This is a genomic window from Tsukamurella pseudospumae, assembly GCF_001575195.1.
In the GTDB taxonomy this organism is placed as follows: domain Bacteria; phylum Actinomycetota; class Actinomycetes; order Mycobacteriales; family Mycobacteriaceae; genus Tsukamurella; species Tsukamurella pseudospumae.
The window spans coordinates 483750-495857 of the sequence record NZ_LSRF01000033.1; the positions used below are offsets into that span (position 1 = coordinate 483750).

General features: G+C 69.0%; 13 protein-coding genes. 7 read left to right on the forward strand and 6 right to left on the reverse strand.

Features of this window, described 5'->3' with window-relative positions; genetic code table 11:
• Nucleotides 1-383: 383 nt before the first annotated feature.
• From AXK60_RS12775 to AXK60_RS12785, 3 genes are all read right to left on the reverse strand, one after another.
• Nucleotides 384-1196 carry a DUF6578 domain-containing protein gene (locus AXK60_RS12775; protein ID WP_068571469.1) on the reverse strand — a complete coding sequence of 271 codons (813 nt, stop codon included), beginning with the start codon at nucleotides 1194-1196 and terminating at the stop codon, nucleotides 384-386.
• 90 nt (nucleotides 1197-1286) lie between these two features.
• Nucleotides 1287-1988, reverse strand: coding sequence for a hypothetical protein (locus AXK60_RS12780; protein ID WP_231855561.1), 702 nt, complete (start codon nucleotides 1986-1988; stop codon nucleotides 1287-1289).
• 42 nt (nucleotides 1989-2030) lie between these two features.
• Nucleotides 2031-2819 (reverse strand): sulfite exporter TauE/SafE family protein, encoded by a 789-nt coding sequence (locus AXK60_RS12785; RefSeq protein ID WP_068571471.1) that lies wholly within the window; start codon nucleotides 2817-2819, stop codon nucleotides 2031-2033.
• Nucleotides 2820-2844: 25 nt separating this feature from the next.
• Here AXK60_RS12785 and AXK60_RS12790 point away from each other — a divergent pair, with 25 nt between their 5' ends.
• Both AXK60_RS12790 and AXK60_RS26990 read left to right on the forward strand, forming a co-directional pair.
• Nucleotides 2845-3354, forward strand: coding sequence for a CGNR zinc finger domain-containing protein (locus AXK60_RS12790; RefSeq protein ID WP_068571472.1), 510 nt, complete (start codon nucleotides 2845-2847; stop codon nucleotides 3352-3354).
• Nucleotides 3355-3434: 80 nt separating this feature from the next.
• Nucleotides 3435-3986 (forward strand): MaoC family dehydratase N-terminal domain-containing protein, encoded by a 552-nt coding sequence (locus AXK60_RS26990; RefSeq protein ID WP_175400003.1) that lies wholly within the window; start codon nucleotides 3435-3437, stop codon nucleotides 3984-3986.
• A 37-nt stretch (nucleotides 3987-4023) separates the two neighbouring features.
• Here the strand turns inward: AXK60_RS26990 and AXK60_RS12800 are convergent, their stop codons facing one another.
• On the reverse strand, nucleotides 4024-4998 hold the full coding sequence (locus tag AXK60_RS12800; RefSeq protein ID WP_068571474.1) for a bile acid:sodium symporter family protein: 975 nt from the start codon (nucleotides 4996-4998) through the stop codon (nucleotides 4024-4026).
• 127 nt (nucleotides 4999-5125) lie between these two features.
• Here AXK60_RS12800 and AXK60_RS12805 point away from each other — a divergent pair, with 127 nt between their 5' ends.
• Nucleotides 5126-5770 carry a dihydrofolate reductase family protein gene (locus AXK60_RS12805; RefSeq protein ID WP_068571475.1) on the forward strand — a complete coding sequence of 215 codons (645 nt, stop codon included), beginning with the start codon at nucleotides 5126-5128 and terminating at the stop codon, nucleotides 5768-5770.
• 34 nt (nucleotides 5771-5804) lie between these two features.
• Here the strand turns inward: AXK60_RS12805 and AXK60_RS12810 are convergent, their stop codons facing one another.
• Nucleotides 5805-6428: a TetR/AcrR family transcriptional regulator gene (locus AXK60_RS12810; RefSeq protein WP_068571476.1), complete on the reverse strand. Its 624-nt coding sequence runs from the start codon at nucleotides 6426-6428 to the stop codon at nucleotides 5805-5807.
• Nucleotides 6429-6583: 155 nt separating this feature from the next.
• Between AXK60_RS12810 and AXK60_RS12815 the strand changes: the two genes are divergently transcribed.
• The 4 genes from AXK60_RS12815 to AXK60_RS12830 all read left to right on the forward strand — a co-directional run bounded on the left by AXK60_RS12815 (nucleotide 6584) and on the right by AXK60_RS12830 (nucleotide 11689).
• Nucleotides 6584-7555 (forward strand): NAD-dependent epimerase/dehydratase family protein, encoded by a 972-nt coding sequence (locus AXK60_RS12815; RefSeq protein ID WP_068571477.1) that lies wholly within the window; start codon nucleotides 6584-6586, stop codon nucleotides 7553-7555.
• Nucleotides 7556-7585: 30 nt separating this feature from the next.
• Nucleotides 7586-7984: a cyclase family protein gene (locus tag AXK60_RS12820; protein WP_068571478.1), complete on the forward strand. Its 399-nt coding sequence runs from the start codon at nucleotides 7586-7588 to the stop codon at nucleotides 7982-7984.
• 139 nt (nucleotides 7985-8123) lie between these two features.
• Entirely contained in the window at nucleotides 8124-10823 is a 2700-nt protein-coding gene (locus tag AXK60_RS12825) for a hypothetical protein (protein WP_139057921.1), read from the forward strand.
• Between the two features lie 11 nt (nucleotides 10824-10834).
• Nucleotides 10835-11689: an FtsK/SpoIIIE domain-containing protein gene (locus tag AXK60_RS12830; protein ID WP_175400004.1), complete on the forward strand. Its 855-nt coding sequence runs from the start codon at nucleotides 10835-10837 to the stop codon at nucleotides 11687-11689.
• Here the strand turns inward: AXK60_RS12830 and AXK60_RS12835 are convergent.
• A partial coding sequence (locus AXK60_RS12835; RefSeq protein ID WP_175400005.1) for an ATP-binding protein occupies nucleotides 11684-12108 on the reverse strand: 425 nt, incomplete at its 5' end. The two genes, AXK60_RS12830 and AXK60_RS12835, sit on opposite strands and share 6 nt — an antisense overlap.

A 12108-nucleotide genomic window follows, 5' to 3' on the forward strand; every position in this document is an offset into this window, starting at 1 on the left:
CACGCCGGCAGCCGCGGAGCCGCCGCCTCAGGGCGGTCCTCGGGCCAGACGGTGGCCTCGCGCACGTCCCGGTACTCGACGGTGCCGGTCACCGCGGGCGCGGGCCCGGCGTCATGCCGACTCGCAGTCGAGGACCTCCGGCACCGGGTAGTTCGAGATGTGCACGTACAACAGCGACACGTCCAGCGACAACGGAGAATTCACGGTTCCGCACCAGGCTGTCGACAACCTCGACGAGTGGTTCCGCGGGGTCCCGGCGTACCGGCGGGCCGCGTCCAGGCGCCGAGTGGGGTGAGGTCGATCCCGAAGTGATGCGCGCGGCGCATCGCCCGGCAGGGTGCTCACAGACCGTGACATCGGTCGGAACCGGTCAGAGCGGTCGTTCATGACTCGGCCTGATCCGTGAGCAGACCGATCGAGTAGTTCGCGATCTCGTCGACGACGATCGGCGTGACCGTGATCCAGCCCGAGCCCTCCGCGATCTCCGGCAGCGGATGAACCGACGTGATCTCTCCGCGCACGAGCGGCGCCTCCGACCTCTGCCCCGGCGGCCTGATCCTCTCGTCCGAGAGGTCGATCTCGAGCCGATCGCCCGTCGCCGGCGGATCCGCCGGGAACATCGAGGCGGGAGCGATGAAGCGCACCGTGCGGCGCGCACGATCCTCGCTCGCGAGTCGGTCCTCGATCTCCGCGTCGGTGGGGACCCGCAGATCGATGACCCGCAGCCCGACGACGACGCCGATCGTCGCCGCACCACCGCTCTCCAACTGCTCCTCCGGCCAGCGCGTCGCCTCGGCGACCTCATGGAACTCCCGAGACTCGGGGTCTACGCGCAGGGTCCGGTCCGCACCGATCGGCAGGAAGCGCCCCGTCTCCTCGATGACCTGCTCAACGACACCCGTCAATCGTGGTTTCGCGGTGTGGTCGTGCCAACTGAGCACCAGAGCCGTGTCACCGGCCGGCTCGGACAGCCCGGACCCGAGCTGCGCGACGATCGACCCGAACCGCACCAGCCCGGTCCGCGGGTCGAAGCCGGTGACCGCGGGCGCGCGATACCCGGGGCTCTCGCTCTCGTAGACGGTGAGGGTGCCGCTGAGCTCGGCCCCGACGCGGGGAACCGTGCCGCAGCACTGGTACTCCCAGTTGTCGATGTGGACGTACAGGAGGGAATCGCCCGACGGCGACGGAGTGTTCACAGCTTTCACCGGACGTTAGGCGAACCGCGGCGCGAAGACCCCGGAGCCCGGTGTACCTGCCTTCAGCCTACCGAAGACCCCACGCGAGATTCAGCAGAAGCCGCACTCGCCGTTTGCGGCGAGCTGGGTGAAACAGTTGGGGCACAACTTGGCCGGACGGGGCTCGGGCTTGGCCGCCGCCTTGGTGGGGCGGGCCGACGGTGCCCGCGTCGCGCGGGGTGCCTCGGCTGTGCGGGCCTTGACCACGCGGCCCTTCGAGACGGCCTTGGTGGGGCGCACGCGGGCGGCCTTCGCCGCGGCGGCGCGGCGGGCCTCCTCGAGCTTGGGAGTCAGCTGCGGGCCGGCGCCGGCGGGCACCGTCGCCCCGAAGTGGAGGTAGCAGGCGAACCGGGCCGCGGCGGCGTGCTGGTCCAGGTTCTCCGGGACCGGGAGGTCCGCGACGGCGACCGCGTAGGCGTAGCCCTCGCCGACGGTCTGGTCGTGGGCCACCATCAGCGCCACGAGCGGCGGCTCGCCGGCGGCCTGGCAGCGGTCGGTGACGCGGCGCTGCAGCGCGGCGATCCAGAGCCGGACGGGCGCGCGAGTGGCGATGCCGACATCGGCCTGCGCCCGCGCCGCGAGTTCCGCGTAGCTGATGTACGAGCCGTACCGCCCGGCGAGTTCGACGAGGGCTGCGTGGGCGGCATCGGCCCACTGGTCGAGCGCCTCGGAGAAGGGCACGGACAGTTCGTTGGCGCTGCGCCAGGCTTCGAGGTCGATCGGGTCTTCGGGGGCCACGGCGGCTTCACTCACCCGACCATTTTACGGCGAGCCATGGGGTACAACGCAAACCGTTCAGCCGCGCGTGAACTGGGTCACGACGTCGTACCCGATCTTGCAGATGAACGCGGAGACCACGACCAGGAAGACGACCTTGACGAAGTCGCTCCCCTTGGCCACTGCGGTCCGCGCCCCGAGGTAGCCGCCCGCGACGTTGGCGCAGGCCATCGCGACGCCGAGTTTCCAGTAGCCCGCGCCCTGCGGCAGGAACACCACGAGCGAGGCGAGGTTCGTCGCGAAGTTCGCGACCTTGGCCTTCGCCGAGGCCTCGAGGAAGGAGTAGCCCATGAGCCCGACCATCGCGAACACGAGGAAGGAGCCGGTGCCGGGGCCCAGCGCACCGTCGTACACGCCGATCGCGAACCCGGCGAGCCCGGCCGTCAGGAGATGACGGTGCCCGCGGTACCGCAGGTTCGTCTCGTCGCCGAGGTCCGGCTGGCGCAGCGTGTAGGCGAAGACGGCGATCAGCGCGGCCAGGATGATCGGGTTGAACGCGGAGCGCGGGATGTGCGAGGCGATGATCGAGCCGCCGATCGCGCCCGCGAACGCCGGGACGGCCAGAGCCACGGCGGTCCGCGGGTCCGGGCGCACGCGCCGCCAGTAGGTGATGCTGCTGGTGGTCGTCCCCGCGATCGAGGCCATCTTGTTGGTCGCGAGCAGGTGGATGGGCGCGGCCGCCGGGAAGGCGATGAGCAGTGCGGGGAGCTGGATGAGCCCACCGCCGCCCACCACGGAGTCCACCCAGCCCGCGGCGAGCGCGGCGATCAGCAGGAGGAGCAGCGTCGTCGTGGTGATATCGGGCACCGCTCGATCGTGCTGTAATGGCCTTGTGCATATCAACCCTTACGGCGAGGGTCCGGTCCTGCTGGCCGAGGATCTGGCGAACGATCCGCCCGTCGACCTCCGCGACCTGGTCCGACGGTGCGCCGCCCACGACGTCCTCGTCGAATCCGTCGGCCCGGAGGACTACGCGGGGTGCCGGGAACTGATCGCGGCGTGGCTCACCGTCGTCGACGCGGAGGAGGTCGCGGACCGGGTGCAGCGACTCAACGCGCTGCTCGCGGCCCACGCCTCGCATCCGCGGGTCACCGACCACGCCGGGACCGGCTGGCACCTGCACTACCGCGAGTCGGGGGCGACGCTGACCGGGCAGCTCGCCGTGCTGATCCTCACCGGGACGGCCCTGCACCTGACCACGCGGGGCATGAACCGGCTGGGTCGCTGCGCCTCGTCGGACTGCGATCGTGTGTTCGCGGACGTCTCCCGCAACGGCCGACAGCGGTACTGCTCGCCGCGGTGCGGAAGCCGCGAGGCGGTCCGGCGCCATCGCGCGGGGTGAGCACCCCACAACACGACGGCCCGAGCGTTGGACACCTGGACAGCCCCGGGCGGACCGTCGACCCCGTAGATTGGAATCCCGTGCCTATCGATGCGAGCGTGACGGACCTGACCGCCGACGAGAAGAGCCGGCGGGCCGCCGACGCCGTCGGATACCACCGGGTGCACCCCGATACCTACCTGGTGGGGCGCGAGAAGGTGCGCGAGTACGCCATCGCCTCCCAGTTCACGGACCCGCGCTTCTTCGACCTCGAGGCCGCGCGCGCCGCCGGCTACGCCGACCTGGTGGCGCCGCCCATGCTGGTCAGCGTCGCCGGCGTGGTGGCGAACCGCCACCTGTTCGACGACGGCGTGGTCGGCTACGGCGCGAGCCAGCTGATCCAGGCCGACGAGTCGATGACCTACCACCAGCCCGTCGTCGCGGGCCACGAGCTCACCGTCCACGTCCACGTGGACAAGTACCGCCAGGTGGGCGGGTTCGACATGGTCACGATCCGCAACGAGATCTATTCGCAGGACGACGAGCACCTGGTCACGTTCTCGACCACGCTGATCGGCGGCACGCCCGACGACACCGTCGACATCGGCGAGGTCGCGGCGAACGTGGTCATGCACGGCGTGATGGCGTCCTGACGGCGCGGCGCGCGGCGCAGCGCCCATCGCGGCGCGATCAGTCGCGAATCGGCCTGCGTGCGAGCCACGCAGCGACGATCGCTCCGGACACGTTGTGCCACAGCGAGAAGACCGCCGACGGCAGCGCAGCCAGCGGCGAGAAGTGCGCAGTGGCCAGGGTCGCGGCGAGCCCGGAGTTCTGCATACCGACCTCGAACGCGAGGGCCCGGCGCGCCCGGTCGTCGAGCCGCCCCACCTTGCCGGCGAGGTAGCCGAGCGCGAGCCCGAAGCCGTTGTGCAACACCACGGCGAGGAAGACGATGCCGCCCGCGGCGGCGAGCTTGCTCGCGCTGCCCGCCACCACGATCGCGACGATCAGCGCGATGACGATCGCGGACGCCCACGGGAGGACCGGAAGCGCCTTCGCGACAAGACTCTTCGCGAACTTCCGCGCCATGACGCCGAGGATCACGGGCAGCAGAACGGTTTTGACGATGTCGAGCACCATCCCGCCGGCATCGATCGGGAGGTACGAACCGGCGAGGAAGAGCACCAGCAGGGGCGTCACGATCGGGGCGATGAGGGTGGAGACACTCGCGACGGCGACCGACAGCGCCACATCGCCCTTGGCCAGGAACGCCATCACGTTCGACGCCGTCCCCGACGGGGCGCACCCCACCAGGATCACGCCCACCGCCAGCTCGGGTTCGAGCCCCAGCGCGTGCGCGATCACCCACCCCGCGCCGGGCATGATCACGTAGTGCGCGACGATGCCGAGCACCACCGCCCACGGGCGCTTCGCCACCGACGCCAGGTCCGGCGGGGTCAGCGTGAGGCCCATGCAGAACATGATCACGCCCAGCAGGTACGGCACCGACGGCGCGAGCGGCTTGAACGTCCCGGGCGCGAGGTAGCCGACCACGCCCGCCACCAGCACGAGGAGCGGGAAGACGGTGACCGCAGTCCGCGCGATCCGCGCCTCCGCGGCCAGTGCCGGATTCGACGGTGTTTCCGCAGGACGCTGCTCAGACATGCTTCGATACTCTCACTTCGTTCATCGGCGGGAATTCCGAACCCGCATGTCGAATCCGCGTCGCCCCGTTCGACGAAGGAGTGGACCGGGCCCGACGGCGGCGCGGCACGAGACGACGGAGATCGCCATGACACGAGAAGTACGAGTACGGGTCGACCTGATGAACGTGTCGATCGACGGTTACGCCGCCGGCGGGACGATCACAGTCGACGAGCCGATCGGTGGCGCGGGCGAGTTGTTCGCCCGCTTCGACGGACGAGTTATCGCCGGTGTCGACCGGGCCGATGCTCCGATCACCTCCGACCGCCTGTTCACCAGCGTCTGGGGCCAGGGAGTCGGCGCGGAGATCATGGGGCGCGGCAAGTTCGGTCCGCAGCGGGGTCCGTGGGGCGATGACGGCTGGCGCGGCTGGTGGGGCGAGGACCCCCCGTTCCGGACCCCGGTGATCGTGCTCAGCCATCACCCGCACCCGCCGATCGAGTTCGCGAACGGGACCGTCTTCCACTTCCGCGACGCCTCCCCCGCCGACGCCCTCGCCGAGGCGAAGGAACTCGCCAGGGGCGGGGACGTCCGCATCGGCGGAGGCCCGTCGACGGTGCGCGACTACCTCCGGGAGGACCTCGTCGATTTCGTGCACCTCGCGATCCAGCCGATCGTCCTGGGCCGTGGGGTGTCGTTGTGGGAGGGTCTGTCCGGCGTGCACGACCGGTTCGACATCGAGTCGATGGCCACGCCGAACGGTGTGGTCCACCAGTTCTGGAACCGGCACTGACGGGTTCGCATCCGTCAGCGGTCGCGCACCGTCGTCACCGCGCGCGACGATCCGTGCGCGCACCGCTCGCGCCGGCGTCGTGTTCCTGCCCCCGGAGCCCCGGGAGGACCAGGTCGACGATGGTGCGGCTCGAGAGGTCGGTGAGCTCGCTGCCGAGGAGCAGCTGCCGGCTGAGGATCGGCCCGAGGATCATCTCGAAGATCAGCCTGCGGTCGCTGGTCGGCGGCACCTCACCGCGATCCACCGCGCGGTCGATGATCGCCGACAGCGCCTCCAGGCGCAGATCCCAGTAGGCGCTGCGGAAGTCCACCAGCGCTTCCTCCGCCGACCGCGTGGTCGACAGCAGGATCCGCCCCACCGGTGTCTGATAGAGGTCCAGTACACCGTCGGTCAGCTCGAGAAGGTCCGCCTCGAGGTCGCCCGTGTCCGGCACCGGCGCGACGCCTGCGACGAGGTCGAGCAGCGCATCGCGCAGCAGAACACCGCGGTCGGTCCAGTTGCGGTAGATGGAGCTGTAGTGGACGCCCGCGCGGGCGGCCACCTCGGGAATCGTCACCGATTCCAGATCGCACTCGATCAGGAGCTCGCGAGTCGCGTCGAGGACCTGCCGCCGGACGCGCGCGCTTCGCCCTCCGGGCCGTCTCACCACCTCGTTCACGACGTCATCGTATCGGGCTCGCATCGTTAATCGCAAAGCCCATTGCATTTAAGGATCGCCGTGAGTAGGGTCACATCTCGAAATCAAAGAGATGTGCGTTAGCGGTCGGCGGCGTCTCCCGGACGTCGAGCGACCGCACGGACAAGGAGCCCCCAGTGCAGTACTTCGTCATCGGAGGAAGCGGATACATCGGCAGCGCCGTCTGCGCACGGCTGATGGCCGACGGTCACGAGCTCGTCGGGCTCGCCCGCAGTGAGACCAGCGCCGCCCGGCTCGCGGAGGCGGGAGTCCGGCCCGTCCGCGGCTCACTGGCGGACACCGGCCTCCTCGCCGAACAGGCCGCGGCCACGGACGGGGTGATCCAGATCTCGACCGGCGGATTCCTCACGCAGGCCCTGGAGACCGTCGACCAGTCGATCAACGCCACCCGCACGCTCATCGACGCTCTGGACGACGGGAAGCTCTACCTGTGGACCTCCGGCGTCGGCGCCTGGATGGACACGGGCTCGCTCCAGCCCGATCGCGTCGTCACCGAAGCGGACCCGATGACACCGGCGTACTACTACGCGCACCTGCGGGACGTCCAACTGAGCGTCCTCGGCGAGAGCCGGCTGCGCGGTGTCGTCATCGCACCGGGTCAGGTGTACGGCCGCGACGGCGGGTACATCGGGCCGATCGCCCGGCAGTTCAACGGCGTTCGCGCACACGGGGTGGCGTACGCGGTCGCTCCGGGCGACAACGCCTGCACCTTCGTCCACGTCGACGACCTCGCCGATCTGTACGCCCTCGCGGTCGGTGATCCCGAGGCCCGTGGGCTGTACTTCGGCGCCGTCGACACGGTGACGGCGATGGACATCGCGCACGCGGTCAGCCGCGCGTCGGGTCTCGGTGGCGAGGTGGTGCTGGTGAACCACGGGGAGATGCGCGAACTCAACGGCCGGGCGAACGAGTTCGACTTCTTCGTCAACGCCCGCGCCTCCAGCGCGCACGCGATGACCGCGCTCGGCTGGAACCCGCACCGCCCCGGCGTCATCGAGGAACTCGGCGCGCTCCCGCAGCCGCTGGACCTGCAGACCGTGTATCCCTCGCCCACGCATCACGCGTCCGCGGCGCGGGTCAAGCTCTGACCCTCCGACATTCGAAAAAGGCATCCGACGATGACCACACTGATCGACCTCTCCCGCACGCTGGACCCCGCCAACCGCGACCTCGTGCCCGAGGCCTACAAGGCCCTGGAATCCGTTCTCGCCCCGAGGATCCACTACCTGCACCCGAGCGGCGAGGGCCGCGACCGCATGGTGGACATCTTCGGCTGTGCGGGCCATGAACTCCCCAACGGCGAGGGCTGGGGCGAGGACTGGATGACCGAGATGAACACCCACTGCGGAACGCACGTGGACGCGCCGCTGCACAGCGGCAGCCTCATCGAGGGGAAGCAGGCGCGCACCATCAGTGACATCGACCTGGCCGAGCTCTACCGCCCCGGCATGGTCCTCGACGTACGCGAATGGGTGCGACCGGGCGAGGGCATCCCCGTCGAGGCGGCACGCCCGTGACAGCCAGCAGAACCCGCAACCACAGGAACGCAACCCCCTCCTGCAGCAGCGTCTACAGGGCGCGTTCCTCACCATCATCGGTCTCGCCGGACTGTTCGGCGGTGTCCTGTTCTCCATCGAAGCACCGAGGTTCACTCCGGTGCCAGTGGTGTTCCTGACCTTCTGGCTCGTCATGGTGATCGTCGGCAAGATTCTCTTCGCCGGCCTGGGCAAGCTCCGCGATGCCGGGGTCGGTGCACCGGCGCCGCAGCAAGTGCGCGCCGCCGCTGCGGTCGCCGGGATCATGGTCGCGGTCGGGATGATGGGCTTCGCCGCGACCAGCGCCGGCAGTGGTGTCGCTGCGGCGGCGCCGTGCCCCGGCGGCGGCCCCGCCACGTGTGGGCCGACCGGACCCGAGCTGACGTTCACTCCGCTTCCGGCTCAGACCGGCGCACCCGGCGGACAACAGGGCGGCCAGCAGGGCGGGCAGGACAACAACGGGATCGCCACCTCCCCCGCGGGGAGCGGCGGTGACAACGGTCCCGGCATCCAAGCCCAAACCCCCCAGTTCGGCACTCCCGGCCAGCAGGCCCCGAACATCCCCGGCAACGAACAACCCGGCCAAGGCAGCGGCCAACAGCCGCAGGGGAACGGACAGGGACAGCAGAACCAGAACCCGACGGTGCAGACCACCGCACCCGGCGGACCCCGCCAGAGCGACGGCCAGCAGCCCGAGCAGTCCCCGTCGGGGCAGCCGAGCAGCCCCACGGTGACGGTGACCAAAACGGAGTCGCAGTGCGCGGTCCCCGGCGCCGCCAACGGCGCGGGCGCCACCGGCGGCCCCGGTGGCGGCGACGCGAGTAACAACGGCGGCGGAACCGGCCCCGACAACGGTGGCGACGGCGAGAACAAGGACGGCGCACCGTCGTGGGCGTACCTCGTCGGCGAAGTGTCGGCGTTGATGACGGGGCGCCGCGGACGGAAGGCTGGCCCGCTCAATCCGGACGGCTCTGCTCCGACCAACGACATGATCCCGAACGATCAGGTCGACGGCGAGAACTACAAGGAGTGGACCACCCCCGACGGGAAGCGGACGTTCATCCTGTCCGAGAACGCGGATGCCCCGTCGCAGTACCGGTTCAACATCAACGAAGTGGACCGCCCCGACGGCGGCAGCGTCGACGTCAACGACGACGGCACCCTCTCCACCTACGACCGTGACGGCAATGAAGTTGACCGGTTCACCCCCTGGGCCTACGACACCAAGACAGGGGAGAAGATCCCCACCAGCTACACCCGCAGCGGCGACGACCTCATCCAAACCATCAACCGCCCGGAAGGCAACAACAACCCCATCCTGGCTGACCCTCCCGGTGACGGTGCTGCGGCAGGTGCCGGTGCCGGTGCACAGGTTGGTTCTGTTGGGAATGCACCTCCGACGGAGCAGCAGGCAGCTCAGACGGCGGGATCGATGCTGCCGGCGATTTCGGGAGTGGTGCCGCAGGCTCCGGATCCCGGGAGCCCTGCGGTGTCGGTGGAGGTGTCCCCGCAGGTCGCGCAGAATCCCCTGGTGCAGGCGGTCCAAGGTACTGTGCCGACGCAAGTGAAGACCCCGGCGCCGGGAACGCCGCAGGACAACGGTCTGAGTTCCGTCTCGGTAGGTGATCCGTCCGGTCAGGTAGATACCACCGTGGTCAGCGACGATGGCAATGCCAGCCGTTCGCAATCCACTCGGGACGGCGCAGGAAACGTCGACACAGTGACCCAGACCTTCGATGGATCACGCATCGACGGCCACACCCAGGTTGACTCGAACGGCAATCCGGTCACCTCGAGCTGGACCGACACACCTGGCAATCGAGGAACCGTCGACAACACCAGCCCCGAACAGCGCACTCATGTCGATGTTGCGGACCAGTATGGCGGCGGGTACACCGAGACGATCACCACGGGCGAGAACGGCAACGTCTACCGCACGACCGGCGTAAACGCCAACGGCGATGTCATAGAAACCACCATCACGAACATGGGACAGCAAGGCCTCGCCAAGCACTATCGGATCAACGGCGTAGACGAAGAGGTCCTCGCTGCGAGCCGCATCAACGAGCTCGGCGATCCGGCACGCCTGAAGATCTTCAACGAAAAGGTCAAGCCCGCCCAAGAAGCCTACGAACGAGCGGTCCGGGACCTGTACACAAGCTCGGGCGACAGGGTGACGATCACCGCCGCCCAAGGCCAGGTGAAAAGGACCTACGCTGCGCTGCTCGAGGCACTGGGCGAGTACGGCCTCGTCCCCAAGTTCGACCCCAGCCAGATAACTCAGACCGGCAACGGCACGTACCAGGCGCCAATGACCGGCCCCGACGGAAAGCCGATCCTAGGCGGCAACGGCAAGCCCCTAATGGCGAAGATATTCGCTCGACCCGACGGCGGATTTAGCGTCGAGCAAGCCACCAACACCGGGATCGATATCTCCAGAATCTCGGCTACCAACGGTTACGAAGGCACTCAGCACCTGTCGAACGGCGCTGTGGAGGACAAGAGTCTCGACACCTTCCTCGGCATCCTCGACGTCGTCGGCGTCGCCGCCGCTGCACCCGGCGCAGGACGCGCACTCGGAGGACTACTCCGAGTAGGCGGAGAGCAGATCGCATCCAAGACCCTCAAGGAGGGCGGCGAGAAGGCCGCGGTAGCCGCCCTCCGCACAACCACTGACGAAGCCAGCGGAATCGCAGCCAGGCAGGCTCTAACCAGCGCGGACAGGCAAGCGATTCTCGACTACACTGGTAATAAGCATTATCAGGCTGGGGCGAGGACGAACGCGGCGCCACAGCGGAGCTCCGGCCGCCGGCCGGCATGACCCTCGACGCAGTGCGCAAGGCAGTCCCGGGCCTCCGGCAGGCGCTGCGGGCACCCGATCTCGAGGTCACGAGCCGGGGAGTCTGGCCCGTGCTCCACCTGAACACGCGCAAGCTCGTTCGGTCCTACCCGGCTCAGAACCCGCTGTCTGCCGACCGGATGTACCTCCCGCGCACGGAGGCCGAGCGGTACGCCTGCGCCTCGGAGGTGCGGCTGTTCCTGGGGGTCACGGAGGACGGCGAGGTGATCGCTCCCAAGCTGGCTACCCGAAGCCACGCAGCGATCTACGGCATGACCAACTCGGGCAAGTCGACCCTCATGTCGGTCATCGCTCGGAGCCTCGCCGCCCAGGGATGCGAGGTCTGGCTGGCCGACGGCAAGGGCACCCCTGAATTCCGCCAGCTGTACCTCGATCGCGTTCCCGGCATCACCCACCTCAGTGTCGCCACGCCGGCCACCATGCACGCGACGGTGCACAAGCTCCTGGAGCTGTACCGATTCCGCCGCGACCTCGGCGACGAGCTCGTTCAGCGCGGGGTGACCGACATCCGCTGGACCCGCGTGGTCCTGATCTGGGACGAGATGGGCGCCTTCCTCAACAGCGCGCTCTCCGACGGCGCGGACCCGGTCGCGCGGAAGAACGCCGAGTACACCGTGAACTGGTTGGCGGAGGTCGCCGCGAAGAGCCGCGCATACGGGGTGCATCTCCTGGTCGCGGGTCAGCACGTCTACTCGGCGGCGCTGCCCTCGAAGCTGCGGGAGAACCTGAGCATCCGCGTGGTGCTCGGCCGCGCGAGTGATCAGGCTCATCGAAAGTCCCCAGTGATGCTCATTGAAATTCCTCACCTGGGTGCGGTCGGATTATAGCGGTCGGCGGCTGGGTGCGATTGCTGTGCGGTGGGTTTCGTTGCGGGCGTGGTGGTCTCGTAGTCGGTAGCTGTCGCCGTCGAGTTTGAGGACGACGGAGCGGTGTAGGAGCCTGTCGAGCATGGCCGCGGCGACGGTGGTGTCGCCGAGGACTTCGCCCCATTCGGAGACCGATCGGTTGGTGGTGATGACGATCGATGTTTTCAGATACCGTTGCGCGACAACCTGAAACAACGCTGATGCGGCTTCGGCGGGCAAGGGGAGGTAGCCGAGTTCGTCGATGACGAGCAGCGTCGGGCCAGCGAAGAACCGCATGGTCGTCGACCAGCGGCCTTCGATCGCCGCTTTGTGGCAGCGGGCGGCCAGGTCGGCGGCGGTGGTGACGTAGGTGCGGTATCCGGCGTGCACTGCGGCATGCG

Bases quoted from the DNA above. Each gene is read 5' to 3' on its own strand.
- AXK60_RS12800 (WP_068571474.1), bottom strand. From the start codon at position 4,998: ATGTCTGAGCAGCGTCCTGCGGAAACACCGTCGAATCCGGCACTGGCC.
- AXK60_RS12805 (WP_068571475.1), top strand. From the start codon at position 5,126: ATGACACGAGAAGTACGAGTACGGGTCGACCTGATGAACGTGTCGATC.
- AXK60_RS12820 (WP_068571478.1), top strand. From the start codon at position 7,586: ATGACCACACTGATCGACCTCTCCCGCACGCTGGACCCCGCCAACCGC.